General features: G+C 31.8%; 24 protein-coding genes. 15 read left to right on the plus strand and 9 right to left on the minus strand.

The features are described 5' to 3' along the window. Positions 1–210: 210 nt before the first annotated feature. Positions 211–1,020, plus strand: a complete 810-nt coding sequence (locus EZS29_RS07715) for a DUF1028 domain-containing protein (RefSeq protein WP_130608393.1) — start codon at positions 211–213, stop codon at positions 1,018–1,020. A gap of 12 nt (positions 1,021–1,032) precedes the next feature. Here EZS29_RS07715 and EZS29_RS07720 read toward each other — a convergent pair whose 3' ends face one another. Next, positions 1,033–1,782 carry a substrate-binding periplasmic protein gene (locus EZS29_RS07720; RefSeq protein WP_130608396.1) on the minus strand — a complete coding sequence of 250 codons (750 nt, stop codon included), beginning with the start codon at positions 1,780–1,782 and terminating at the stop codon, positions 1,033–1,035. 88 nt (positions 1,783–1,870) lie between these two features. After that, positions 1,871–2,644, minus strand: coding sequence for a DUF3025 domain-containing protein (locus EZS29_RS07725; RefSeq protein ID WP_130608399.1), 774 nt, complete (start codon positions 2,642–2,644; stop codon positions 1,871–1,873). Here EZS29_RS07725 and EZS29_RS07730 point away from each other — a divergent pair. From EZS29_RS07730 to EZS29_RS07760, 7 genes are all read left to right on the plus strand, one after another. Then, the gene (locus EZS29_RS07730) at positions 2,643–3,125 is read left to right on the plus strand and encodes a hypothetical protein (RefSeq protein WP_130608402.1); all 483 of its coding nucleotides are present in this window, start codon (positions 2,643–2,645) and stop codon (positions 3,123–3,125) included. The genes EZS29_RS07725 and EZS29_RS07730 overlap by 2 nt on opposite strands. A 9-nt stretch (positions 3,126–3,134) precedes the next feature. Further along, the gene (locus EZS29_RS07735; RefSeq protein ID WP_130608405.1) at positions 3,135–5,315 is read left to right on the plus strand and encodes a carboxy terminal-processing peptidase; all 2,181 of its coding nucleotides are present in this window, start codon (positions 3,135–3,137) and stop codon (positions 5,313–5,315) included. 144 nt (positions 5,316–5,459) lie between these two features. Continuing rightward, entirely contained in the window at positions 5,460–6,488 is a 1,029-nt protein-coding gene (locus tag EZS29_RS07740; RefSeq protein WP_130608408.1) for an NAD(P)/FAD-dependent oxidoreductase, read from the plus strand. A 19-nt stretch (positions 6,489–6,507) separates the two neighbouring features. Next, entirely contained in the window at positions 6,508–7,065 is a 558-nt protein-coding gene (locus EZS29_RS07745; protein WP_130608411.1) for a superoxide dismutase family protein, read from the plus strand. 76 nt (positions 7,066–7,141) lie between these two features. Beyond that, positions 7,142–9,193 carry an amylo-alpha-1,6-glucosidase gene (locus tag EZS29_RS07750; RefSeq protein WP_130608414.1) on the plus strand — a complete coding sequence of 684 codons (2,052 nt, stop codon included), beginning with the start codon at positions 7,142–7,144 and terminating at the stop codon, positions 9,191–9,193. A 112-nt stretch (positions 9,194–9,305) separates the two neighbouring features. After that, the gene (locus EZS29_RS07755) at positions 9,306–9,959 is read left to right on the plus strand and encodes a carbonic anhydrase (protein WP_130608417.1); all 654 of its coding nucleotides are present in this window, start codon (positions 9,306–9,308) and stop codon (positions 9,957–9,959) included. Continuing rightward, entirely contained in the window at positions 9,934–10,827 is an 894-nt protein-coding gene (locus EZS29_RS07760; RefSeq protein WP_130608420.1) for a bestrophin family protein, read from the plus strand. The genes EZS29_RS07755 and EZS29_RS07760 overlap by 26 nt, the downstream gene beginning before the upstream one ends. 116 nt (positions 10,828–10,943) lie before the next feature. Here EZS29_RS07760 and EZS29_RS07765 read toward each other — a convergent pair whose 3' ends face one another. The 3 genes from EZS29_RS07765 to EZS29_RS07775 form a co-directional block, all read right to left on the minus strand. Then, positions 10,944–11,753 (minus strand): substrate-binding periplasmic protein, encoded by an 810-nt coding sequence (locus tag EZS29_RS07765; RefSeq protein ID WP_130608423.1) that lies wholly within the window; start codon positions 11,751–11,753, stop codon positions 10,944–10,946. A 306-nt stretch (positions 11,754–12,059) separates the two neighbouring features. After that, positions 12,060–13,604 (minus strand): multicopper oxidase family protein, encoded by a 1,545-nt coding sequence (locus tag EZS29_RS07770; protein WP_130608426.1) that lies wholly within the window; start codon positions 13,602–13,604, stop codon positions 12,060–12,062. Between the two features lie 92 nt (positions 13,605–13,696). Then, complete coding sequence (locus tag EZS29_RS07775; protein WP_172603838.1) at positions 13,697–14,479, minus strand: SDR family NAD(P)-dependent oxidoreductase; 783 nt, start codon at positions 14,477–14,479, stop codon at positions 13,697–13,699. 434 nt (positions 14,480–14,913) lie between these two features. Between EZS29_RS07775 and EZS29_RS07780 the strand changes: the two genes are divergently transcribed. The 4 genes from EZS29_RS07780 (at position 14,914) to EZS29_RS07790 (ending at position 19,305) form a co-directional block, all read left to right on the plus strand. Next, entirely contained in the window at positions 14,914–15,171 is a 258-nt protein-coding gene (locus EZS29_RS07780; RefSeq protein ID WP_130608432.1) for a hypothetical protein, read from the plus strand. A 685-nt stretch (positions 15,172–15,856) separates the two neighbouring features. Further along, positions 15,857–16,771: a hypothetical protein gene (locus EZS29_RS07785; RefSeq protein ID WP_130608435.1), complete on the plus strand. Its 915-nt coding sequence runs from the start codon at positions 15,857–15,859 to the stop codon at positions 16,769–16,771. Next, positions 16,768–16,911, plus strand: coding sequence for a hypothetical protein (locus EZS29_RS15910; protein ID WP_172603839.1), 144 nt, complete (start codon positions 16,768–16,770; stop codon positions 16,909–16,911). Before EZS29_RS07785 ends, EZS29_RS15910 begins: the two co-directional genes overlap by 4 nt. Positions 16,912–17,064: 153 nt before the next feature. Then, complete coding sequence (locus EZS29_RS07790) at positions 17,065–19,305, plus strand: heavy metal translocating P-type ATPase (protein WP_172603840.1); 2,241 nt, start codon at positions 17,065–17,067, stop codon at positions 19,303–19,305. An 8-nt stretch (positions 19,306–19,313) separates the two neighbouring features. On the opposite strand, the gene EZS29_RS07795 is transcribed toward EZS29_RS07790, so the two are convergent. Both EZS29_RS07795 and EZS29_RS07800 read right to left on the minus strand, forming a co-directional pair. Then, positions 19,314–20,081, minus strand: coding sequence for a hypothetical protein (locus EZS29_RS07795; RefSeq protein WP_130608441.1), 768 nt, complete (start codon positions 20,079–20,081; stop codon positions 19,314–19,316). Positions 20,082–20,209: 128 nt separating this feature from the next. Beyond that, positions 20,210–20,641 carry an acyl-CoA thioesterase gene (locus EZS29_RS07800; RefSeq protein ID WP_130608444.1) on the minus strand — a complete coding sequence of 144 codons (432 nt, stop codon included), beginning with the start codon at positions 20,639–20,641 and terminating at the stop codon, positions 20,210–20,212. A gap of 188 nt (positions 20,642–20,829) precedes the next feature. Between EZS29_RS07800 and EZS29_RS07805 the strand changes: the two genes are divergently transcribed. Beyond that, positions 20,830–21,435: a DUF3575 domain-containing protein gene (locus tag EZS29_RS07805; protein WP_130608447.1), complete on the plus strand. Its 606-nt coding sequence runs from the start codon at positions 20,830–20,832 to the stop codon at positions 21,433–21,435. On the opposite strand, the gene EZS29_RS07810 is transcribed toward EZS29_RS07805, so the two are convergent. Then, positions 21,432–23,036, minus strand: coding sequence for an APC family permease (locus EZS29_RS07810; RefSeq protein WP_130608450.1), 1,605 nt, complete (start codon positions 23,034–23,036; stop codon positions 21,432–21,434). The genes EZS29_RS07805 and EZS29_RS07810 overlap by 4 nt on opposite strands. A gap of 237 nt (positions 23,037–23,273) precedes the next feature. Here EZS29_RS07810 and bfr point away from each other — a divergent pair, with 237 nt between their 5' ends. Next, on the plus strand, positions 23,274–23,753 hold the full coding sequence (bfr, locus tag EZS29_RS07815; RefSeq protein WP_130608455.1) for a bacterioferritin: 480 nt from the start codon (positions 23,274–23,276) through the stop codon (positions 23,751–23,753). Here bfr and EZS29_RS16340 read toward each other — a convergent pair. Beyond that, positions 23,695–23,931 (minus strand): (2Fe-2S)-binding protein, encoded by a 237-nt coding sequence (locus EZS29_RS16340; protein WP_130608458.1) that lies wholly within the window; start codon positions 23,929–23,931, stop codon positions 23,695–23,697. The two genes, bfr and EZS29_RS16340, sit on opposite strands and share 59 nt — an antisense overlap. 287 nt (positions 23,932–24,218) lie before the next feature. On the opposite strand from EZS29_RS16340, the gene hemG reads away from it, so the two are divergent. Next, positions 24,219–25,664 (plus strand): protoporphyrinogen oxidase, encoded by a 1,446-nt coding sequence (gene hemG / locus EZS29_RS07825; protein WP_130608461.1) that lies wholly within the window; start codon positions 24,219–24,221, stop codon positions 25,662–25,664. Positions 25,665–25,679: the final 15 nt, after the last annotated feature.

Consider the following 25,679-nt stretch of genomic DNA (forward strand, 5'->3'; position numbering starts at 1 on the left):
TGCACAAATTTACTGAGAACTTTACTAAGTTGTATAAATTTCTAGTAAAGTTCAAAAATACAAAAAAAATCTTGCCCTAAATTTTAATTCATTTTATATCCCGTTTTGAGCGAATGCATATATATATTTTTTGATTAATAAAATATCATTTTCTCTTGTTTTTTTTTTAAATTCCGATGGATATATTAGCTATTAAATAAGGTATAAGAAATGCATATTTCATTCAGATTTATTTTTTCTCTCATTACTCTTTCATGTGCAACAAATGCTAATGCAACTTTTTCTATAATAGCTATAGATAAAGAGACTAAAGAATTTGGTTCAGCTTTTGCAAGTTGTATTGAATTAAATAAAAAAGAATCAAACTCAGATTCTATTAATAAAAATTTAAATAGTTTTATAGATAATCAATTAGTTGTTTATGTCCCAGGAAAAGGAATTATGAACTTACAAGGTGCAGTGGAAAATGTACATCTTTTAAATAAGAAAGCAAAAGAATTAATTAATAATGATGCAAAAAATGCAGCAGAGGTTATAAACGAGCTAATTCAGTATGAAAAAGAGAATCAGATTGCGACTGAGAATCTTTGGGATTCAAGACAATTTCTCGCGTTAACGTTTGATCCAATGGAAAATATAGCTTTTAAGGAAGTTTACACAGGAAAAAATACTTCTAATATTTCAAAAGGAATGACAAAAGAGACTCCAGATGGACGATTTATTTATGTAATGGCAGGTAACATTTTAACTGGGGAAGATGTTATAAATGCTTTAAGTACTGGTTTTGAAGAAAGGACGGGAAACTTATCTGATAAATTAATAGGCGCATTACAAAATGTTAGGGATCTAAACAATATTGGTGATAGTCGCTGCATCAATAAAAATGGCACTACTTCAAACTTTGCATTTATAAGAACATATAAAGGTAATGACACTTTAAAAAGTTATACCACCTATGCAAATTCTTCAGACCAAATAGATGGAATTGATAGTTTAATATCTAAATATCAAGTAAATTAAAAATATTTAAATTTATTGATTATTTTTAAATGCATTATCAATGAGAGTTTTATATCTATCTGTTTTCTTATATTCTTCGATTGCTTTCCGCACTTTTTCTACCAAAGATTGCGGGGTGCTTTTTGCTGTAGCTAGATATATTTTTTCTGAATCAATTGAACGACCATATACAATGTGGCTTAAATTTACTTTATTAATTTTGAAAGCCATCAAACCAGTAATTTTAGAAGTATACCATGCGTCTATTTTTTTAAGAATTAATTTTTTAGAATTTGTTTCATCTAATGTAGTCGTTTCATAATTTAACTGTGCTTCCTTTATTGTGATTTCGTATGAAGAACCATTCAGAACACCAATTTTTAAATTTTTTGCACTTTTTAAATCATTGATTGCTTTTTGCCCTTTTAAAGAGAAAAAAGCTGTATCGGTATTATATAAATGGGATACCCAATTGTACTTTGATTCTCTTTCTTTATTGCGCGTTAAAGGTAAAATAAAAGTTGCGTTATTTGAATTAAGTAAAGTTTCATTCTGTGCTCTTTTCCAAGGAAGCCACATCATCTCATAATCGATTTTTACGCGCTTTAGCGACTCAACCACAATTTTTCCTGCTAAACCACCTATTTCATTTGCATTTAATTTATCAGTTTGAAACAAAAATGCTTCAGTAGCTAAAGTTATTTTCTCTTTATCTTTTGCATTAATTCCAAGAACAGTATTAAGTAAAAATGAGATTAAAATGAATTTTATATTTATATACATATTTTTGCACCACCTTGAGGAATTATGCCATTATGTATATTAATGATTAAAGAGGAATATTAAATGAGTCAAAAAATTGTCAGATAGTTTATTTGTTGCTTCTATTATTAAATAAACTTATAGCATGTTCTAGCGAATAAGTAAAGAATGGTTTATTTGTATAATATATTTCTCGATTAGCTAATAATTTTGCGGATTTCATATCTAAATATCTTAATTTTTCTTTTATATTTAAAAAGAGAAAATTTTCTTCACATTCAATAATTATAGCGCACATAGATAAATCATGATCACCTAAAATCATACGTTCATAGATTGCATGCCCAAAAATAAATGGAATTTTTTTCTGATTTATTTTTGCTATGATACAACCGCCTTCATCAAACATTGTCATATAATCCTGTTCACGCATTCTCTTTTGTGGGGATTTATTCCAAGGAAAATCGGCCAACTCATCAAAAGCAAAAAATTGACGCATATTTAATGCTGCCTTTATTCTTGGAAATGAATACCAAATTTGTGCATTAAAAAAATCGTGCCAATTTTCGAGCCGAGTCCTCACTTCACCCAGCAAAAAAATTCTAGGTTCATAAAGACTTTCGAATCCAACTTGCGAGCGCATTCCCTTTTGCAGCACAAAGTTAATTTTTTGACCGCACCAACTATAAATTGAATAGGGGATCTTAGCATTTAAATCTTTAAGGGATGGCCAATCCATGAAGTTTGAAAAAACTCTAGCATATGGCATAATTGGAAAGAACAGTTCAGAGCATAGTAAAAATTGCGGATTCCAACTTCTTTCTATAGGTTGGAGACTGCTGTGTTCTCTTTTTTCAACCCTTGATTTCTTAGGGTGTGCCATGTATTTAGCCTCACTTTATATCGTTATTGACCTTGATCCTGAAGTTGTACCTTCTGATCGCGATCGTCTTTTACGCTCTCTGCGTGAAAAATTAAAGCAAAAATTTACACACCGTATTACGATTCGTGCAGATGAAGAAGAAACTTCTTTGGCTATTGCTATGTTTGATGACAATTATGAAAGAATAAAAGCACGCCTCGATGAAATTCACGAAAAAGTCGACGCGGCTGGTGAAGCGCGAATCCGTTTTCATCAAGGACAAATATTTTGCTGGTTCAATGGAAGATTTGTTGAAACAAATGAAAGTTTAGCATACAGTGAAGAAAATTTAAGCGAGTTTAATCAGAGGTCAAATATTTCGAAAGCTTTTCGTGCACGCGAAAAAACAATTGTGTACACAGATAAAGATGACGATGATATGAGTTCACCTGTATCATCTAGGTTTTCAAGAAGGAATTTAAGAATTCCAACACGAAAGTGAGTTTTCTCGATGAATTCATCAAAACGAAAAATTTTTTTTACGATATCAGCACTTGTAGCAGCTATTTCTTTAGGTCAGTTTTTAAATATTTACCCCTTACTGCCTTCATCTCCTCCAGATGAAATTTCTGTTAAAGATTCAAAAAAAATACCTAAAAAAAATATAGGATATTTAACCTGCTCTTCTTTATCTGAAAGAATGAAAGATTTCTTAAAAAATCATTATATCTATCGAAATGTAGACAAAGATCTTGCAACTCGAACATTTGATACTTTTTTTAAATTACTAGATCCAGGAAAACTATATTTCATTCAAGATGATATTGATGAATTTAAAAAACAAGAAAGTGAATTATTTAAAAATATTGATAATATTGATTGCCGTTTTATAAATGGAGAAAAAGGCGTTTATGAAAGATATAAAAAGAGGATAACAGAAGCAACAATCTCGTCTAAAAATATTTTAAAAGAAAAACAAGACTTTACTATTGATGAATATATAGAAACGGATAGAAAAAAAATTGACTGGGCGAAAAACTCTAAAGAATTGATGGATCGCTGGAAAAAAACTATAAAATTTATTATTTTAAATATGAAAGATACGGATGACGTAGAAAAAATAAGAAAAAGACTTATTCGTCGTTACGAAATGATTAAGAAAGACGTCGATAGCCGTTCAGGTGATGATATCAATTCTCTTTTTTTAAATGCGTTTGCCTTATCTCTCGATCCACATTCTAGTTATTTAACGCCTGTGGACAATGCTCAGTTTCAATTTGATTTTAGTTTAAAGCTTGTAGGAATTGGTGCAACTTTAAGAAGCATTGATGGTTATACCGTAATTGATGCTATCGTTCCTGGTGGTGCAGCTGCAAAAGATGGCAGAATAAAAAAGAATGATAAAATAACTGCTGTTGATGCCGGCGATGGTGCTGGTATGCAAGACGTTATCGAAATGGATTTAAATAAAGTTGTTCAATTGATTAGAGGTAAAGAAGGCACAGTTGTTAAACTCGCAATTTTGCGAAAAGAAGCTGATGGTAAAATGAATCGCATTATCATTGCCCTAAAAAGAGCTGTTGTGCAGTTAAAAGATAATCAAGCAAAAAGTGAAACTCTAAATATAGAAAATAAAAAAATAGGTGTTATCAATTTACCAAATTTTTATATTGATTATAAAGAATGCCAAGATTCACCCTTAACATGTCGAAGTTCTTCTAACGACATGGCGAGAGAAATTAAAAAACTAAAAGCACAAAAAGTGGATGGAATATTGATTGATTTACGCCGCAATGGTGGTGGAGATTTATCAGAAACACAAAAAATAGTTGGCTTATTTATTAAAGACCCAGTTGTAACACAAGTAGAAGATAGAGATAAGCAAGTTCGAGCTGTGGAATCTGACAACAAAGATGCTTTGTACACTGGTCCCCTTGCGGTTCTCGTCAGTAAATATTCAGCCTCTGCATCAGAAATTTTGTCTGGAGCTGTCCAGGACTATGGTAGGGGTCTTATTGTGGGGGACTCGAGGACTTTTGGTAAAGGCACTGTTCAAACAATATTTGATGTCCCTGGCTCAAATGGCCGACCGTCAGATGGAGCAATTCATGTAACTATTGCAAAATTTTTTAGACCAAGTGGTAAGAGCAATCAAGAAAAAGGAATTCTATCTGATATCGTTATTCCTGATATAATCGATGCAACAGATATCGGTGAAAATGAATATGATTATGCCCTTCCCTACACTACTATTAAACCTTCGCGTGATTTTAAACCCGAAAGAGATCTTAAAGAATATATCCCAAAATTACAAAAGTTAAGCTCTGATCGTATAGAAAAATCTGCAGATTTTAAGAAAATAATTGAAGCAATAAATAAAGCGCGAAATGACAAAAATACTCTTGTTTCCTTAAAAGAATCTGAAAAAGCTGAACAGAAAAAAACTTCTACGAAAATAGCTTCTAATAAAAAAGAATCAGCTAAAGAAGGTGAAAAAAAAGCAAGTGAGAAAAAAGAGGGTGAGAAATCGAATGCTTTCAAAAAAGATATAGATATGAATCAGATTAACGACGAAGATGAAGATATTGATATCTTAGGAAAAGTTATTCGTAAAAACGATGTCGTCCTTAAAGAAGCGGTAAATATCCTCCTCGACAGTTCTAAAATTATTGATTTTAACTCAAAACAGTAATAATTCATTTCTCATTGGCTCTGATGAATCGGCTGCTCTTAGTAGAATTTGACTCCATTGTAAAAACAAGTTCATATTTTAAGAGTTTGCAAATTCATTTGTAATTTTCAATGCTAAAGAATATTAAATAAGAAAGTTTTTTCAATGAATCAAAAAATACATGATATCCTCATTCTGGGAGGAGGACCAACTGGAATATTTGCTGCATTTTATGCAGGTATGCGTAATGCAAGTTGCAAAATAATTGATTCAATGCCAGCCCTTGGTGGCCGTCTTACTGCCGTCTATCCTGAAAAATACATTTATGATGTAGCTGGTTTTCCAAAAATCCTCGCAAAAGATCTTGTCGATAATTTAATAGAACAAATTAAACCTTATCAAACCGAAATTTGTTTAAATGAAACTTCGCAGACATTAAATAAAAATGAAGAAGGAATTTGGCAATTAACAACAAATATAGGAACTCACTTAGCAAAAACTATTATCATTGCGGCAGGCGTCGGCTCTTATAGTCCAAAGAAGCATCATGCACATGGAGCAGATAAATTTGAAGGAAACGGAGTTGCTTACGCGGTCATTGAAAAAACTAAATTCAAAGATAGAAACGTGATCATTGCTGGAGGTGGAGATTCTGCTCTAGATTGGGCAAATGAGCTGGTTAATATAGCTAAGTCAGTTACCTTAGTGCATCGTTCTGATAAATTTCGAGCCCACGATGATTCAGTCAATAAGTTGCAAAAGACAAATGCACGAGTTATTTTAAATTCTGAAATCACTGAGTTTATTGGAGAGAGTAAATTAGAAAGTGTTCATATTAAAGGAATTGATCACGAATTAGACGAAATAATTTCTGTGGATGATGCCCTTATTATGTTTGGTTATAATAGTTCTTTAGGAAAAATAAAGGAATGGGGACTCGAACTCTCAGGCAATGGCATCTGCGTAAATGAAAGAATGGAAACCAATTTGGCTGGTATTTTCGCGGCTGGGGATATTGCAAAACATACAGCTAAACTCGATCTCATTGCTACTGGCTTTTCTGAAGCTGCTATTGCTGTCGCATTTGCTAAAGTCTTTATAAATCCAAAAGAAAAAGCACAACCAATGCATTCTACGACTCTCATGGAAATTAAGGAAAAAAAAGAAAAGCGCTTGAGTAAAAATACAATTTGAGTTTTTTTAGGAGAATACCATGAAAAGAATTTCTTCATTTGCTTTCATTTTTGTAACAATTGTTCCTTTTGTTGGTTGCCATACTTCTTCTCAAAATGTTCTTGAAAAGAAAGTTGAGGTGAAACTTGAAGCCAAAAACAATTCAAATGCTTCCGGTCTTGTTAAGATTTCTGAATATGCCAATGGAGAAATTCAAATAACTGGTACGATAACTGGTCTCTCTGCAAACTCGTTGCATGGCTTCCATTTTCATGAGAATGGTGACTGCTCTGACAATGAAGCCTTAAAAGCTGGAGGTCATTTTAATCCAGATAAAAGTCATACTCATGGAAAATCTATTGCAAGTACAGAATATAGCAAACAGCATGCTGGAGATCTTGGCAATATTCTCTCGGATGAAAATGGCGAAGCAAAAATTGATATTATAATAAAAGTTCCCTCTCTTACCTTAAATGATGAAAATAAATATTCACTCTTAAATCGCTCTTTAGTCGTTCACCAAGATAAGGATGATGAAAAATCAGCTCCTGCTGGTAATGCCGGCAAAAGAATTCTCTGTGGGGTTATTAAAAGTTAATCATATGTCGTTATAATCTGACAATAATTATAAAATAAACTATCATAGAATACAAAATAATGTGATAGGATTTAAAATGCTGATTAGCCTCGAAAAAAAAGAATCTCAACATTTTTCATACTTAAATAAAATGCAGATTGCTAAAGATTTAAATCGAGAATGGCTTATTGCAAATGGTTTAGGTAGCTACGCTTCTGGCACACTTTCTGGGACGTTAAGCAGGCGCTACCATGGGCTATTTGTAGTTGCTCAAACACCTCCATTAGGCAGAGTTCTCTTTGTCAGTAAAATAGAAGAAGAACTTGTTTTTTCAAATAAGCGGTTTTTATTAAGCTCTAACAAATGGAGTGGCAGCGAAAATTTTTTTCCAAAAGGTTTTCTGCATATTCAATCATTTTATTTAGATGAAGATATTCCAACTTGGGTTTATCAATGTGAAGATGTTCTTTTAGAAAAGAAAATTTTTTTCGAACCTGAAAAAAACTCAATATATATTACTTATAAAGTATTGAGTGAAACGATCCCCAATGATTTAAAAATTATATGTAAAGTATTTATTAATAACCGAGATTTTCATGGATTAAATAGTGAGATAAATGTATTTTCTAAAATAGATGATAAAAGTATTCAATTTTTAAGCAAAGAAGGAAAACTGCTATTTTCTTCTTATTCTAACTTTAGAAACTCTTTAGTTGATGATACTATATATTATAATTATTTACTAGAAGAAGAAAGAGAAAGAGGATTTTCATTTATAGAAAATCATAAATGTGCTGCTATTTATACTGAAAGCATATCCAATGTTAATAATAATTTGAATATAATAATTAGCACAGAACATGACGTCAACAAGGATTGCAAAAATGTGCTACAAAAAATAAAGAATAAAAACAGAATAAATTTGTTAAAATACTCTCAAAATGATTACACGCCGAATTGGATTCGACAAATCAGTTACGCAGCTCATCATTTTATTGTTAGACGAGAGAGTCTAACGGATAAAAATGCAAAAAGTATTCTTGCCGGTTATCACTGGTTTGGTGATTGGGGGAGAGATACTTTTATTAGTTTAAATGGTATTTGCTGTGCAACAGGTCAGTATTCAACTGCAAAATCTATATTAGAGAATTATGCAATATATTTAGATGCCGGAATGATTCCAAATCGTTTTCCAGATTATGGCGAAACTCCTGACTATAACACAGCAGATGCCTCTCTTTGGTACATAGAAGCAGTTGCAAACTACTTAATGCACACCCAAGATTTGGATTTTTTAAAGCGCATTTATTCAACCCTTGAAGAAATAATTGAATCTTATTATCATGGTACGCGTTATAATATTAAATGCGATTTAAAAGATGGTCTCATTTATGCAGGAGAAGAAAATTTACAATTAACTTGGATGGATGCAAAAGCAGATGGAATAGTTTTTACCCCCCGAATTGGTAAGCCAATTGAAATAAATGCTCTCTGGTACAATGCTTTAAAAAATATAAACCAATATGCCATAATCCTCTGTAAAGAAAATAACTTATACTTAGATTTAATCAAGCGTGTTGAAAATAATTTCAATAAATATTGGAATAATGATGCACAGTATTGCTTCGATGTCATCGATGGTCCCAATGGCAACGATGATAGCCTCAGACCGAATCAAATTATCGCTTTATCACTCAAATATTGTCCTTTAGATTTTAAACAGAAAAAATGCATTATAGATATTTGTGGTAAAGAATTAGTTACTTATTTTGGAGTGCGCAGCCTAGCTAAAAGATCGAGCCAATATAAAGGACAATGTTTTGGTAATTACTTAGCTCGCGATTCAGCCTATCATCAAGGAACTGCTTGGAGTTGGTTGCTGGGAGTTTATGCAATTGCTTATTTTAAGCAAACCCAAAATGCTTCGGTTGCTGTCAGCTTTATTGAGCCACTCGGAAAACATATTAATGATTATGGAGTTGGCTTTATCAGCGAAATTTTTGATGGCGATTCACCTTACAAAGCAAGGGGGTGTATTGCACAGGCTTGGAGTATTGCTGAAACATTGAGAGCCTGGAAAGTTCTCGCACCTTATTTAGATCCTCTTAAACTTGAAAATCCTTTTTTGAATAATAGCAGATCACCTTAGCTGTGTATTTAATTAAAAAATGTACAAAGTTACTTTAATATTAAAAAAAACAGCCTCTTGATTATTTTATTCCTTTTAGATAAAATTACTTTTAGATATAAAGGATAAAATTATGAAAAATTTAATGCCTGGATTAAGAAAATTCACTGAAAATGTATTTCCAGACCAAAAAGATCTCTTTGAAACCTTATCTCAATGCCAAAAACCTCATACTCTTCTGATTACTTGCTCAGATTCAAGAATAGATCCTAATTTATTAACTCAAACACAACCAGGGGAACTGTTTGTTATCCGCAATGCAGGAAATATTATTCCTCCATTTGGAGCATCAGGCGGAGGAGAAGAAGCCTCTATAGAGTTTGCTATCGATGGCTTAAAGATAAGCAATATTGTTATATGTGGTCATTCACACTGTGGAGCAATGGCAGCACTTATGGATAAAGTTGATTTAGATACTCTTCCTTCAGTAAAACACTGGCTGAGACATGCACAAACAACTAAAAAAAGAGTTTTAGCTTGCAGAAAAAATAATGATATTAATTTAATGGACGTTATAGAAGAAAATATATTAACACAAACGGACAACTTGAAAACACATCCATCAGTTTCTTGTGCTCTCAGACAAAATAAAATTAGACTTTATGGCTGGGTGTATCAATTTGAAACTGGCGATGTGAATATTTATGATCACAAGCAAAAGTGCTTTGTAAAATCTGTTGCTGTAAAGGAAGAGGTTCTCAATGAACCAAGTAGATTTGAATTATGAAAAGTATAATTTTATAAATCAGCATGAAAAAAAATCATTTTTTAAAACAGCTGTAACATGGAATGGATCTGTTACACCTGTTGTGATTCATAGGGTCGCTTTTTTAATGCTTTACGCATATATTGCAAGTGCTGTTGAAAAATTATATCCAATTTCTACATTTCCTATTAGTCCTTTTCAATACACGGGTTTTGCATTAGGAGTACTTCTTGTTTTAAGATTAAATGCGGGACTCGATCGTTGGTGGGAAGCAAGAAAATTATGGGGTAATATTGTTAATCAATCAAGAAATTTAGCTATAATGATAAAAGTTCATTGTAAAAATGAAGAAGAAAAAAAGAAAATTTTAAATTATATCGCAGCTTGGCCTTATGTCATAATGAATAGTTTAAGAAATGATTTGAGCACAACAAAGCTTAATAAATTCTTAACTCAAGAAGATTTAGTACAAATAAGTCAGCATCCTCATAGACCTTCATTTATAGCTATTAAATTAGATGAGTTCTTTCAAAAATCACTCAGTCATGAAATTAATTCATTTGTCTATCATCTTTTACAAAATGAACGTTTATTATTGCTAAACTCAGTTGGTGCGTGTGAACGTATAGCATCAACTCCAATACCTTTTGTTTTAGCAATTAAAATTAGACGATTTATATTAATGTTTATTCTATTACTCCCTTTTTGCATGAATGACAAAACAAATATGTATTCTGCAATTATTGTAGGTCTTGTATCTTATCCATTATTATCTTTAGATGAAATAGGTGTTCATTTGCAAAACCCCTTTTCAATGAAAAGCTTGAGTTGTTTGCCTTTAGACAATATTTGTGACAGGATTTATGTAAATATTTCTGAAAATTATTAAAATGAAGTATTAATTTTAACGAGACATCCTTCTTTTAATGCCTGTATGAAAACAACACTAAAATATCGCACAAAGGAGCAAGGTCTCTTGCTCAGCTATAAAAAATTATCCCTGGACTATTCGTTTATATTATTTTCATACTTTTTATATTTACTAACATTATTTATATAATATTTATACAATTCACTAAATTTTTTAATATTTTCCTTTTCTTTACTGAGTTTATCAAACTCATCAATAAATTCTTTTGCATAAGGCAAGTTCTTTCTTAAATGTAAAAAATATTCATATTTTGGAACAATAAATGACGCGTCTATAAAACCAATACTAGCTCTTTTTCTCTGAGACATAAGCATATCAATAATGGATCGATCTGCCAAAATAACATCACCTCTTCCATTTAATAATTTTTTAAAACATGCTTCAATACTGGCTGAGAAATCGATATCAAATCCATCTTTTTTTGGATAATAGAGCTCTGATAAACTATTCCCAATGTAGTCGTTAATCGTAAATTTTTTCAAATCATTCTTAGATTTTACATTTTTAATTAGATTTTTATTTTTGTTATTTTTAGAATAAACTACAAGAAGATAATCAGTGAAAATCGGATTTTTATTATGAAAGAGAAACTGATTGCGTTTTTCATTCACCAAAGTAATATGTCCATCATATTGGTTTTTTCTGACAAAATCTTGAGCCCTTTCCCATGGAAAACTATATGAAGTGACATTATATTTCTTTGAGTTATGAAACACAAATTCCAAATAATCTACAAAAATTCCTTTGGTCACATTTTCATCAGAAAAAGAAAAAGGGTAGAAATTATCAAAATATGCAATTTTAACATTAATTTTAGACATTGCTAAGCAATTAATATGCATTAAAATAAGTAATATGAAGATGCTATTTTTAGTTTGTTTCATTTTTTTTCACCATATATTCAGATGGTTCTTCTTTTATTTCTCAAACGCCATTTAATATAATTGTACTTTTTTATTTTTAAAATACTATAAGTATAAAATCGACATTACACCAAGTTTGCATTAATCGCAAAGAATTTTTTAATGTGCATTTTTGGGAATTTTTACAGCCCAAAGCTAATTTTAATAAAATATTTGATTTAGATCTTTTCAGGGGCATAGATTTTAAATAAAATCTTTACACTTGTCGGACTTGAATGCGACCCTGCTTTATTCAACTGAATGACTGTGGGCGTGAATGCTGATGTTTTATTCGACAGAAAAACCAATTGCCATACCAGAACTTAAATGTTCAGCAATATGACAATGGGACATCCACTTACCAATATTTGACGCTTCTAATAAAATCTCAACGGTATGACCTGTCTTTACTAAGACAGTATCTTTCCAAGCTAAATTATTATTTTTCACTTTATTGTCAGTAAGAACTAAAAATCTTTGCCCATGAAAATGGATGGGATGTTGCATTGGATGCTTGGACTTTGGATCATTAAAAATTTTTATTTTATAATATTGTCCTTTTTTAAAACTCCAAAAAACATCCATATTTTTTTTATTTGTTTCTTTATCTATCAATAACCATGCAACATCTTTTGAAGTCATATGCTCATTCATTTTAGGCATATTATCTTCCCATTCTATTTCAGGAAGTTCGCCATGCTGTGAATGATCCATTTTCATATCTACTGAAATAATTAAATTTTTATCAACTTTTTTATTGAAATGCTTAGATAATTTTTGCATTTCATTTTTGTGAGTCGTATCCGCATGCAAAACCATAAAATCTTCAACAAATGAATTATCAAGTTTTCCTTCCAAGACTTCGATTAATCCTAATTGTGTTTTTGTTTCAGAATTGGAATTAAGAATTTTATAGATACCTTTATCTTTAAAATATACATCTACAATATAGCGTTCCGAGGGGGCAATGATTAAACTTTCTATCCATTCTTGCTTTTCAAAAGGACTCATATCTGCTGCAATCAACTTCATTTTAGCACCAGGAATATTGAAATTAAACGTTCGCGTATTTGCAGAATTTGTTATGAAAAAACGAATAATCTCACCCTTAGTAAAATTCTCTTTGTAATTATCAACACCATTTATCAGCATTATATTGCCAAAACGCCCCATGGCTGCGTAATTTGCATAACCTTTATAATAAGGATTATTAGTATCCGTTAATAAGATATCATCCAAATTGATAGGTACCATTTTGTTTACAGGTATAACATTATTTTGTTTATTAGAATTTACGAGATAATTTCCATAGAGACCCATATCTTGCGCATAATCCTCTCTAATATGTGGATGGTAAAAAAAGACCCCTGTATCTGGGAAATACAATTCATACTCAAAAGTTTCTCCAGGTCGAACAGGAGCTTTTTGCCCTAACCCAACTGTACCATCAAATAAATAATTGAGACGTAAGCCATGCGAGTGTAAAGTTTGATCCACTTCAGTTTGATTGATAAATTTAATTTTGACTTTAGATCCTTTTTGCACCTCTATGATTGGCCCAGGAATAGATCCATTATATGCAAAGCGTTTAATGATTTTGCCATTTATATTTTGTTTAACTTGTTTTGCAATTAATGTATAATTTTGACCATTTTTTAGCTTTATCACTTGTGCATTTCTAACAAATGGGAGCCCTTCTGTAGCATTTGAAAAAACTTCATCTTTGTTAACTAAGTTTAAATTATAATTATGCTGCATATTTTCCATTTGTGAAAAGGCAAAAAATTCAGTCAGCAGACCAAACAGCAATACGAGAAATTTGTTAGCGTGCATTTGTTGTTCTTTCGAAGTTATAATTTAAAAGTTCAAGCTTTTAAAACACAGATTATGATCCTTAAGATTAATTTATTATCACAAAAAATAAACTATATAAGGGAATTAATTATGTACCCGCCATCCACAAATAAACATTCACCTGTGATGTAACTTGAAGCATTTGAAGAAAATAAAAAGATCGCTCCTTCGAGTTCCTCGTATTCACCCTTACGGCCAAGGGGAATTGTTCTTGCAAGAAATTCTTTCCCCCCCTCTGATTGAACAAAACTCTTATTTATATCTGTTTCAAAAAAACCAGGTGCTATTGAGTTCACCCGGATGTTATAATGCGCATATTCACCAGCAAGTTTTTCAGTCAAAGCAATAACTGCTGATTTTGAGATTCCATAAATAGGATTGCCTGCACGTGCTCGATTTGCCGCTGTAGATGAAATATTTATAATACTTCCTTTGATTGAGAATTTCTGCATATATTTTGCTGTGATGTTAGAAATATGCCACATCGATTTTAGATTAGTATCCATAACATCATCCCAGTCTTCAAGCGTGATGTCGATAACGGGGCGCTTTACTTTAGCTGTTGTTCCTGCATTGTTTATAAGGACATCTATTCCTTCTAATTGCGAATAAAGCTGAGTTAATTTTTTTTCTGCATCGCTAAAATCTGTCACATCCAAAACAAGCGATTGGATACTTCCTTTTTTATTTTTAATTTCTTGGACAAGGTCATTTAACAATTCTTCTCTCCGGGCACAAGCAATAATATGCGCTCCAGCTTCTGCCAAGACTTGAGCATAATGTTTGCCAAGACCTGCTGATGCACCTGTAATAAGTATTTTTTTATTTTTCACTGAAAAAAGTTTATTCTGCATTAATGAACCTTTTAATTTCATATTTTTTAGTAATTTATTGAAATTTATTAAAAATAATTTTCAATAGGCATTGAAAACAATACCATTTTTAAGAATTATTGCAAATGCTTTAAGCGTTTAGCTCAAAATTCCAGCTATATGGTAAGATCTTCTATTTATAAATTAGAATAAGAACCAATTCTTGGTTTCTATTCATTGAAACCGGCTATAGCATGTATAAGTGTAATAGAAGTGCCACAAGTTTCCTAAAAGGTAACAAAAATTCTTTACTGCTACTTTGATAACTTTGTAGTAGAAAACTTTTCTCACCTTGATTATTTATCAATAATTGAATATGAAATATATTATGGAACTTAGTATTTATCCCCTAAATTTCAAATTCAAGGGATGCATACAATAAATGCAATGACTTAAAATTAAATATGAGATTAGTTATGAAATTTAATATTAATTTTCTAGGTTTAAGGTCAGGACAGACGAAGTCAAATGTTGGAAATACTGACAATCTGTTGGAAGATATTAGAAATTCTCTAAAAAATTATTTAGACAAGCTCGAAGTTGTTGATCTTCCATTTAGTAATAGTAATGGGCTCACGCAGTACCATTATACTGACAAACAGTCTAAGGTTAGAAACACACGACTGATGATCGCAAAAAAAAATGGGAATAGCTCTTACAGACGGCCCAGGTAACAAAGAATATTTAATGAAATTAGCAGCAGCTGCTGAAGAGAATGGGTTTGGTCAATGTAATTAAATGGCAGCTTTAGCTGCGAGTAAATTGGCTTTAATTTCTCAAAATTATAAGCTTAATATTTATACATTTCAAATGCCAGACTCTAATCACGCCATGGTCTTGCTTTCACGGAATACTTATCGAAGTACTAATTTAATTAATTAGGGAATTGAGTTTAACTCTAAGTCAATAGTTGCAGATTTATGGCAAGGAATTTTAGCTCCAAAACAACCAGAATTTTTAACTTCATACGCTAAAATAAATCTGTATACAAAATCTAAACCAAGGGCTTATATCCAAACTCAATTCTGGTGAAAGAATACTTTCCTTAGCTAAATCATAGATTTGACTGATAATCAAATAAGACTTCATCACGTGTCATAATAAGTTAACTAGTTTATATCTAAATTTTCACGTCAAAAAATTTTAGCATTCTCTTAAATTATGAATCTCCTAATTCTTGCTGCTTTAATATAAAAAACAAGTAAATCAATTTTTTATTAGAATTTTTAAAATTTATATTGATTTTTTTTAGATTTTTATCAAAAATAATTTTTATTAATTTATAAAATGAATTGTAGTAATTTTATAAATTTTATTTTGTTTAAAATTTTACTATAATATACTAAAGGATACTTCATAATGCCTCAAAAATCATCAGGAGTTACATTTGCCGCAATGCATTTAATTTTAGGTGGAATATTATATATAAATAATAGAAATAAAAACTTAAAAATTCCTAGGGGTTTACTGGCAAATAATATTTTGAAATATAAAACCATTGAATTAAATAATGATTGGGATTATACAAATTATGACATTGCAGATTTATTTTTTAAAAAATTAAACTCAAAAATTTTTATTGAGCCTAATATTGAATATGATGAGAATGATATAATATTGAGGAAAAGAATCAGAATTAATTTACGCCCAGAAAGTAAGGAAAATAGAATAAGCCCTGATTTGAGAGACTTTAGTAAAAAAAATGTTTTCATGGCATTTTATTCAACATGCGATAATGATTTTGACGAAGTAGTATTAAAAAATGTAAATAGGCCATTGTCTGATACATCTAAAAAATTTAGAACTCAAACAAATAATATTCAATATTTTGGAGAAATATCTCCAACTAATAAAAATCCTAATCGTTTTATTTCTAATGCAGAACATTTTATGATGCACGTAGAATGCCTTGCATTCGCCCAAAATGCTACTGTTCTGGGTGGAGAGGTTCACTCCCAAAGTGTTTATCTTAGAGGCAAACAAGCCGCTTCATGTTGCCCTATGTGTTATTTATATTTAATGTCTAGTTCAACTGCTGCAAATGTCGAATATTTTCACTTAAATAATGTAGGTAGTTGGGCTCTTCCGAGTGCAACCCAAGAATATAAAATCAAACAATCTGTCTCGGAGCAAATGCGGACGAATTTTTCAAATTTATTATATAAAGGGCAATTAGAATTGATGAAAATTAAACCAAATAAAAACAATTTAATAGCAAATATAAGATCATTAAGTTCATTTGAGAAAAATAGCAATAATCATGTATTACAATGAGTGAAATTGAAGATGGAATAAATATTTTAAATCAATATTCAAATAATCAACATGGCTTACTCCAAATATGTATCGAAGGAGTCAATTCTCTACCACATCCAATTTGGTTGTATCTTGTTACTATTTTAAAAGCATATTAACAACACTCGTGATTTGGTATCATGATCATAAAATGAAAAAATAAACTCTATAATAAAAAGTTTTTCTAAAAATTAATTTCAGAAGATTTTAAAATCAAAATATGATATGAGAAAATGCATCTATAGTAAATGAGCTTATTGCAAGGAAATTTTATGTCACAAAATATGAATAATTTTATTAATAATAAAAAATCAATAAAAAAATTTGAAAGTAACTATCATATCGAAGGGATGAATTGCGCATCTTGCGTTAACCATGTAGAAAAGTCACTCAGAAAAATACCAGGTGTTCTAGAAGTGTCCGTTAATCTTGCTAGCGAAAAAGCTCAAATTCAAAGCGAAAAAAAAATTTCAAGTGCTACTATTAAAGCTGCAGTTGAGAAAGCTGGGTATAAAGCTATCCCAATTTTAGAAGAAGAACAAAAGGATTCTTTAATGCCGCCAAAGCAAAAGGACGGTAAATGGTTAATTATTTTTTCAGCGCTGCTTTCTTTGCCACTTATTCTACCCATGCTTTTGTTACCTTTTTCTATAGATTTTGCTCTTCCAGTTTGGACTCAAGTCATACTTGCAAGTATTATTCAGTTTTTTATTGGAAGAAAATTTTATATCTCTGCTTGGAAAGCACTTTGGACAAAATCAGCGCATATGGACTTACTTGTTGTTCTTGGAACAAGTTCAGCATATGGGCTTAGCCTATATCAGATTATCAGCCATCCCACTGATGTTTTAAATGGAAAAATTCATTTATATTTTGAAAGCTCAGCCGTCATAATCACTTTAGTACTTTTTGGGAAATGGCTTGAAGGGCGCGCAAAAAGAAAAACAACCTCAGCTATTCGTGCTCTTCAAGAGCTAAAACCAGAAAAGGCTCGTGTGTTATCCAATGGCACAGAAGTTGAAGTCTTACTAAGCAATTTAAAAATGAATGATATTGTTATTATCAAACCAGGGGAAAGAATACCTGTTGATGGAGAAATTGTTGAAGGATTTTCGCAAGTAGATGAGTCATTAATTACGGGTGAAAGCTTAGCAATAGATAAGTTAACAGGAGATAATGTAACAGGGGGTTCTCTAAACTACAACGGACTTATCAAAGTTAAAATAAATGCTCTCGGTGCAGAAAGCACTTTATCGCGCATTATCCGCCTTGTGGAACAAGCGCAAATGGCAAAGGCTCCCATCCAAAAACTTGTCGATAAAGTCAGCGCAATATTTATTCCAATTGTTTTAGCAATAGCCATAATAACATTTATTTTATGGGGTGTTCTATCGGGCGATTGGGAAAAAGCAATTATAAATTCAATTTCAGTCATGATCATTGCGTGTCCTTGCGCTTTGGGGCTAGCAACACCCACTTCCATCATGGTTGGTACGGGAGCGGCAGCAAAACATGGAATTTTAATTAAAGATGCAGAAGCACTTGAAATAGCGCATGCGATCAAAACCGTTGCATTCGACAAGACAGGGACAATAACTGAAGGCAAACCCCATTTAATTCGGATCAAATCTATTAAAATGCCAGAAGAAGAATTGCTCGCAATTTCTGCTGCACTGCAAACAGGCAGTGAGCATCCTTTTGCAAAAGCTGTTTTAATTGCAGCGCAAGAAAAAAATATCCCAATACCCAAAGTAACTAATACGCAAGCAATATCTGGCAGAGGAATCTCTGCGACTTTAAACAATAAGCAATACTATTTAGGAAGTGAACGTTTATTAAATGAATTTGCAGTGCAAATTGACGATGAATATAAAAATATTGTAAAAAAATATGCCGATATGGGACAGAGTGTTTCTTGGCTCTTTGAAAAAAAAGAAACACAATCAATATTAATTGGTTTTCTCACTTTCAGCGACACACTTAAAGAAGCAGCTAAAGAAGCGATTGAGCATTTACACTCTTTGGGAATTAAGACAGTCATGCTCACAGGCGATCATTTGATGAGCGCTCAAGTGATTGCAAAAGAAATAAATATGGATGAAGTCTACTCTAATCTTCTGCCAGAAGATAAAGTGGCTTGTATAAATAAATTAAAAAACAAGCTAACAAAAGTCGCCATGGTCGGTGATGGAATAAATGATGCCCCTGCTCTAGCTGCTGCTGATATCGGTATTGCTATGTCTTCGGGAACCGATGCAGCAATGCAAGCAGCTGGAATCACTCTGATGCGCGGAAACCCAATCTTAGTCTCTGCTGCAATTGAAATTTCAAATAAAACTTTTAGAAAAATTCAGCAAAATTTATTTTGGGCATTTATATATAATATAATAGGAATCCCGCTAGCAGCATTGGGTTTATTAAATCCAATGTTAGCGGGCGCAGCAATGGCTTTTAGCAGCGTGTGCGTTATTTCCAATTCTTTGCTGTTAAGAAATTGGCGGCCACGGAAGTAAATTTATAATTATTCTATCTTATAAACACGCTCACCCTTTTCAAGTTTAAATGTGAATTTTTCTGTTTTAAATACAGAACCTTCTATAAAATCAACATTTATATTTCCATCTTCGTCTCTTTCAATCTTTATCTTTTTATCATCCATTTCCTTAAAGGATTCATCATATACTTTAGCAATTTCCTGAGGCATCATCGCTGACAAATGTTTCAAATTAACTCTATCATTTATTGAATAACTGAATTTATTTAAGTCATCTATAATATCTTCAACCAATTTTCGATCATCACTAAACTTAGCAAATTTATTTTTCAAACTTTCTAAAAGAAGTTTGAAATCGTTTAAATTATCTATGATATCTTGATTGATAACTACTTGATGATCAGCATCGAAACCATTCACCGTGAGTTTATATTGTGCAAGCAAAGAAATTAATACTGTTACAAATTTTTCAGAAAATTGTTTTTTTTCATTTTCTGTCAGTTTATCAGTCTTATTGAAAAATTCCCAAACTTTTTTTGTAATTTCCGTTTTAACAAAATCGCTCATTTTAGCGGAACTAATTTCAGTTTGCAAAGATAAAAATTCAATTTTTGCAGAAATAATGTCTTTATTATCTACTTTTAAGTTTAAATTACAATCATCAAATAATCCAGTAGACGGGATTGCACGACATTTGATTTCAGTATTGGCAAGTCGTGGTTTTGGCTTCTCTTCTTCTTGCTTGGAACAGGAAACACATAATATAAGTGGTAATAAGAATTTCGCTGATTTCATATTTTCTCCATAAGGTAATAATTAAAAGAATCCTTAACATTGTTTTTGGTATTCTAATATTCAAATAATGTCAATATAAATTTTTTAATTTTATTAAGAAATAATTAATATATTTAACTCTGATATTATTAATTTTTTTCCACTAAAACACCAATGGATTCATACCAAAGAGGAATGGGTGATATTATTTTTCTTTTATTTATATCGAAAATTGCTAAAGTAAACAGTGCCGTTGAACAGACCTCGTTTTTTTCATTTTTAATTTCATGATAAATATCTAAAACCTTACCTCGAATAGCAATACACTGGGTTTCAATTCTTATCTTTTCTCTTAACTTAAGCTCTTTTTGAAACTTAATATTAACCTCTAAAATAACAGGACCTATCCCTAATTTTTCTATATCATGCACTCCAAAACCATTTTCAGTTATAATCTCCCATCTTGCCTCTTCACAGAGTTGTAAATAAACAGCATTGTTGACATGCCCAAATGTATCTAAATGAAATTCTTTTATAGTGATTGCATAAGTGTACTTTTTTGCACTTTTTAAAATATCCATTGCTTTTCCTCATAACTTTTCATTTCTCTTCCTTCGATATGAAAATAAATCACATCTTAAAACTTTTCTATAGCAAAAAAATAATTCGCCATAAATAAAGCACAGAGCTTTATTGAATTCTTTTTATCTAAATAATACATTCTATAATAGAAATTTTTTCTAGCGAAAAGTTATAGGATGATACTTCAATGAATTTATTAAAGCCTATTAAGTTTGTTCCGATTTTATTTCTCTTATTCACTCGTAATATTAATGCTCAAAATTACTTTTTATTTGAAGGGAATGGACTTTTATTTATAAATCAAGGAATTGGTTTAAATCTTGAATACAAAGACGATAGACTTTGGTTATCGCAAGGGATCGATTTCGAAATTTTTGCGCAAAATCCCTATAACAAAAATGGTGTTGTTGCAAAAAGAAACATTTTTACGATTGCTCCAAAATTAAGATATTATTTCATAGATAAGCAAATAACTGGTCCATTTATTGGGATTAAAATTTATTTTACTTCCTCTGAAAGTTATATCTCTGATGGGAGTTCTTCCTCTGAATACGACGTTTTCTATGTTGCTCCCACCCTGCAAATTGGCTACAGATTTGTGACAAAAAACAATTTTTCATTTTCTGCGTATCTTGGAGGTGGAATAAAATCGAATGATAATCGTTTTCCGAGAGATAGCATTCCTGCATCCAAACTATCCAACAGCGATTGGATAGAAGCTCAGAGCAAAATGAATTTAAATCTCTCGCAGGAGCAATTTGATTATGGAATCACTGTTGGCTATATCTATTAATGCGAATTTGTATGATTGTGCTCATCGAGAATCATTTTAATATTTGCTTTTGCTTCTTTATTTGAAAGCATGGATTTTTGAGCAATATACATAATGATAACACTCAAAATTCCTACGAGCAAAAAGTCATATCCTTCCGTAATTTCACCACTACCACCTTCAAACTGACCGAACTTTGTCAAACCGCATAGACCAATTAAATAAAATAAAATCCACAATGAATTTTTCCAGGTTTTTAAATTCTCTTTAAGCTCTTTGCGATAGAAAAGGCGTGAAACATAAATGGCAAAGCCAAGAAGAACGGCGAGAAAAAGCTTACTCATGATAGTCCAACCAGACCAGTAGAGCATTAAATTGCAAAAATAAAAGGCTATAAATGAAATGAAAATATATTTTGGCAAACGAAATGGTCTCTCCAATTTGGGTTCTTGTTTTCTCAGTGCAACAAGGCAAATGGGTACAATAGCATAGCCAGTAATCATAGTGGATGAGAGGAATGAAACCATACTCTGCCAACCTGGAAAGGGTAAAAAGGCGAGCATACCGAAGGCAAAATTGACCCATAAGCTGACTTTTGGAATGCCATTTTTGTCAATTTTTTTAATTTGTTCAGGGATATAACCATTGGCACTCAAAGCATATAAAACTCGTGTACTCGAAGCAGCGTAGACGATTCCAGCCCCCAATGGAGAGACAACGGCATCAATATACAAAAGCCAAGCAACCCAACTAAAACCCAAAACCAAAGCTAATCCTGCAAGAGGCCCTGCATCGCCAGAAAATGTAAGAGCTGCCCAACCATTCGCTAAATTGGCTTCAGGCACTGCGACTAAAAATGAAATTTGTAATAAAATATATAGAAGCGCCCCTAATACAACTGAACCAATAATTGCCTTTGGAATATTCTTTTGCGGATTTTTGGTTTCCGCTGCCATCATAATTCCAATTTGAAAACCATTGAAAGAAAACACAACTCCCGCTAAAGAAAGTGCTGATAAAATTCCGTGCCAGCCATACGGAGCAAAACCACCTGCAGATTCTAAATTTAAATTATTGGTACCAGAGGATGCTAAAAAGAAAATAATGATAGCAATGGCCGGAATGATAAGTTTCCAAATACTAAAATATTTATTTGTTTCAGACATAAATTTTACGCCCTTAGAATTGACATAAACCAAAGCCAACATAAGAAGCGTTGCAGTAACATACCCAATGCCTGTGAGATGATAAACTTTATCCTCTACACGTGTGAGAGCTGGAAAAAAGTTGCTCATATATTGAATAGTAGCTTGCACTTCAATGGGCGTGAGCACTAAAAAAGAAAGCCAAGAAATCCAGCCGAGAAGAAATCCTGCTAATTTTCCATGAGTAAAGAATGGGTAGTTGGCTATTCCACCAGCGATTGGAAATAAAGTCCCTAACTCAGCGAAGGGAAGAGCAATCACGATAATGATAACTGTGGCAATAAGCCAAGTGATTATTGCTGCAGGTCCAGCAAGTTGGGCTGCATAATGAGAGCTGAAAAGCCATCCAGAACCCACCATTGCCCCAATGGAGGCAAACATAACGCCCCCTGCTCCTATCTGTCGCTTAAATTGCATAAATTGTCTCCATTTCAAAAAACCACTAATGTAAAAGCAACATATGACTTAACCTAATTTTCCAAATCTGTCTAATCGTTGCGCGACAAGATGAAATTGGCAATCATTGCATAAACAAATAATAATTACAAATACTTAAAATTATTAGATTATATTCATGAGTAACATAGACAAAAGAGGTGAAAATTGCTAGTAAATTACTTTTGGTGTCCTGTTTTTCAATATAAGGAGAAAAATATGAAAGGCGACGTTCAAGTTATAAAAGCTTTAAACGAAGTATTAACAGGTGAACTTACAGCAATTAACCAATATTTTTTACACGCGAGAATGTGTAAAAATTGGGGTTATAATCGTGTAGCTGATTTTACTTATAAAGAATCCATCGAAGAAATGAAACACGCTCAAACATTACTTGATCGGATTCTATTCCTCGAAGGAATCCCAAATTTGCAAAAATTAGATAAACTCAATATCGGCGAATCAGTTAAAGAGCAGTTTGAAGCCGATCTAGCACTCGAATTTCTTGCTCTTGAAAGACTTAAAAAAGGAATCGATATCTGTGTTACAGCTCGAGATCACACAAGCCGTGAAATTCTTGAGCATATTTTAGAAGAAGAAGAAGGGCATGTCGATTGGCTCGAAGCTCAACTTGGTCTTATTAAAGACATCGGTTTAGAGAACTATTTAGCTCAACAGTTGCATGAGAAGAACTCATAGAATGTGTATCTTGTTTCGATCCCTCTGACTCCACCATAGATTCGAGAGCATCGAGACAGCAACCACACCCAAGTCCTGCATTGCATTCACGTTGTATATCTTCTGTTGTGGTCATTCCGTTTTCCATAAGTTTTTTAATTTCATGACACGAAATTCCATAACACAAGCACATGAGCATAATTCTTTCCCTTTCATTCCGCTTTTTTTAAGCATCGGTTAAACGCTACATGATATGAGAACAATTCTCAAGAGGGATTGATAACTATTCTCATTATCATAACAAAACTTAGTATAATCATTCGAGTAGAGAGAGCGCCAATAGATCGTCTCTGTTTGCAATCTATGTAACAGTATTCTTTTCAGATTATTTTTTTGAACCCTCGCTTATTGCATTTTAAAAGTGTTAACACAATATCTGATAGTTTTTCTGTTTTCTAGATTTCTTGGAAGAGGAGACCACAGCTTATGAATGATAAAGAAATCAATATTGCTGTCATAGGAACAGGTATCTCTGGATTAAGAACCGCCTATATTTTAAGCAAAAGAAAAGATGGTAAATTAAAAAGCATTACTTTATTCGATCAAAATGATTCCATTGGTGGTGTCTTAAAAAATACCAAATATAATGGCTATTGTCTTGAACATGGAGCACAAGGTGTTCTTCTCTCCAAAGACTCTTTTAAAAACTGTGTTGATGAACTCGATCTCAATCATAAAATATTACTCCCTGGGAAATCAAAATTAAAACGATATTTAATCACTCCTTCTGAAATCGTGCCAATCACTCCCAATTTATTTAAATATAAAAAAAAGGGCTTGCTTAGAATCCGAGATATTTTAAGAATATTTCTTGAAGTATTTATAAAAAAACCAATAACCCAGAATCCTAATGAATCACTTTACGGATTTTTTTCTCGCCGTTTTGGTAAAAAATTTGCTTCTACGTTTCTTGTCCCACTCTCATTTGGTATTTGGGGAGGAAGCTCGCGTAAATTATTAGTAAGATATACATTTCCACAATTAATAAAAATAGAAAACGGTTATGGTAGTTTATTTAAGGCTGGAATTTATAAATTATGTAAAAAAATATTTTCTAAAAATAAGAAAAAAGATCTTGAACTTGCTAGTTTTTCCGAAGGTCTACCCTATCTTATTCAATCCTTATACAAAGAAATAAAAGAAAATTGCACAAAAAATAACATTCAATTGAGTTTTAATTCTTCAAGCAAAATTAGCGAAATAAATAAACATGAAAATAAAATTAAATTGATTTATACGTCTTTAATTAATAATGATACTTCCTTCGCGTTATTTGAGAGTGTTATTTACACAGGACAACCTTGGCGTGAAAATGGAATTTTAACTTCACCTCAATGCCCTGTCGCAAGCAATGCTTATCAAAATTTAAAAAAAATTGAATCGCATAGCATTGCTGTGGTAGGTTTAGGGGGAAAAAATATAGAAAATAACGCACCACAAGGTTTTGGCGCTTTGGCAGGTGAATGGTCACAAGATATTCTTGGGGTTCTATTTGTTCATTCTATTTACCCACAACATGCGCCTGAAAAATCATTTTTTTATAGAGTTATGTTAGGGGGAGATAGAAATCCAAATATTAACTTGCTAACGAATGAACAATTATTAGAACTCAGTAAACAAAGACTTAAAGAAATAAATATTATTACAGATAAAACGGAGTTTGATTTTACGGAAGTAATTAAATGGGATAATTACATTCCACTCTCTACTGAACTACAAGATAAAGTGCTGCAATCGATTTGGCAACTTGAAGCAATTATACCTGGTTTATTTTTTGCTGGTAATTACATAAAAGGTCCCGCAGTGCCTGATTGTATACTTCAAGCTAACGAAACTGCCGAAAAAGTGATGCATTATATCGACAAAATTTAACGATAATTTTAACGA

The organism is Fluviispira sanaruensis (assembly GCF_004295685.1).
Classification (GTDB): Bacteria; Bdellovibrionota_B; Oligoflexia; order Silvanigrellales; family Silvanigrellaceae; genus Silvanigrella; species Silvanigrella sanaruensis.

Excerpts from the sequence above, each read along its gene's own strand:
- EZS29_RS07730 (WP_130608402.1), top strand. The coding sequence starts at position 2,643 with ATGTATTTAGCCTCACTTTATATCGTTATTGACCTTGATCCTGAAGTT.
- EZS29_RS07755 (WP_130608417.1), top strand. The coding sequence starts at position 9,306 with ATGAAAAATTTAATGCCTGGATTAAGAAAATTCACTGAAAATGTATTT.
- EZS29_RS07715 (WP_130608393.1), top strand. The coding sequence starts at position 211 with ATGCATATTTCATTCAGATTTATTTTTTCTCTCATTACTCTTTCATGT.
- hemG (WP_130608461.1), top strand. The coding sequence starts at position 24,219 with ATGAATGATAAAGAAATCAATATTGCTGTCATAGGAACAGGTATCTCT.
- EZS29_RS16340 (WP_130608458.1), bottom strand. The coding sequence starts at position 23,931 with ATGCTCATGTGCTTGTGTTATGGAATTTCGTGTCATGAAATTAAAAAA.
- EZS29_RS07775 (WP_172603838.1), bottom strand. The coding sequence starts at position 14,479 with ATGCAGAATAAACTTTTTTCAGTGAAAAATAAAAAAATACTTATTACA.
- EZS29_RS07735 (WP_130608405.1), top strand. The coding sequence starts at position 3,135 with ATGAATTCATCAAAACGAAAAATTTTTTTTACGATATCAGCACTTGTA.
- EZS29_RS07795 (WP_130608441.1), bottom strand. The coding sequence starts at position 20,081 with ATGAAATCAGCGAAATTCTTATTACCACTTATATTATGTGTTTCCTGT.
- EZS29_RS07810 (WP_130608450.1), bottom strand. The coding sequence starts at position 23,036 with ATGCAATTTAAGCGACAGATAGGAGCAGGGGGCGTTATGTTTGCCTCC.
- EZS29_RS07720 (WP_130608396.1), bottom strand. The coding sequence starts at position 1,782 with ATGTATATAAATATAAAATTCATTTTAATCTCATTTTTACTTAATACT.
- EZS29_RS07790 (WP_172603840.1), top strand. The coding sequence starts at position 17,065 with ATGTCACAAAATATGAATAATTTTATTAATAATAAAAAATCAATAAAA.
- EZS29_RS15910 (WP_172603839.1), top strand. The coding sequence starts at position 16,768 with ATGAGTGAAATTGAAGATGGAATAAATATTTTAAATCAATATTCAAAT.
- EZS29_RS07780 (WP_130608432.1), top strand. The coding sequence starts at position 14,914 with ATGAAATTTAATATTAATTTTCTAGGTTTAAGGTCAGGACAGACGAAG.
- EZS29_RS07760 (WP_130608420.1), top strand. The coding sequence starts at position 9,934 with ATGAACCAAGTAGATTTGAATTATGAAAAGTATAATTTTATAAATCAG.
- EZS29_RS07765 (WP_130608423.1), bottom strand. The coding sequence starts at position 11,753 with ATGAAACAAACTAAAAATAGCATCTTCATATTACTTATTTTAATGCAT.
- EZS29_RS07785 (WP_130608435.1), top strand. The coding sequence starts at position 15,857 with ATGCCTCAAAAATCATCAGGAGTTACATTTGCCGCAATGCATTTAATT.
- bfr (WP_130608455.1), top strand. The coding sequence starts at position 23,274 with ATGAAAGGCGACGTTCAAGTTATAAAAGCTTTAAACGAAGTATTAACA.
- EZS29_RS07800 (WP_130608444.1), bottom strand. The coding sequence starts at position 20,641 with ATGGATATTTTAAAAAGTGCAAAAAAGTACACTTATGCAATCACTATA.
- EZS29_RS07725 (WP_130608399.1), bottom strand. The coding sequence starts at position 2,644 with ATGGCACACCCTAAGAAATCAAGGGTTGAAAAAAGAGAACACAGCAGT.
- EZS29_RS07740 (WP_130608408.1), top strand. The coding sequence starts at position 5,460 with ATGAATCAAAAAATACATGATATCCTCATTCTGGGAGGAGGACCAACT.
- EZS29_RS07750 (WP_130608414.1), top strand. The coding sequence starts at position 7,142 with ATGCTGATTAGCCTCGAAAAAAAAGAATCTCAACATTTTTCATACTTA.
- EZS29_RS07805 (WP_130608447.1), top strand. The coding sequence starts at position 20,830 with ATGAATTTATTAAAGCCTATTAAGTTTGTTCCGATTTTATTTCTCTTA.
- EZS29_RS07770 (WP_130608426.1), bottom strand. The coding sequence starts at position 13,604 with ATGCACGCTAACAAATTTCTCGTATTGCTGTTTGGTCTGCTGACTGAA.
- EZS29_RS07745 (WP_130608411.1), top strand. The coding sequence starts at position 6,508 with ATGAAAAGAATTTCTTCATTTGCTTTCATTTTTGTAACAATTGTTCCT.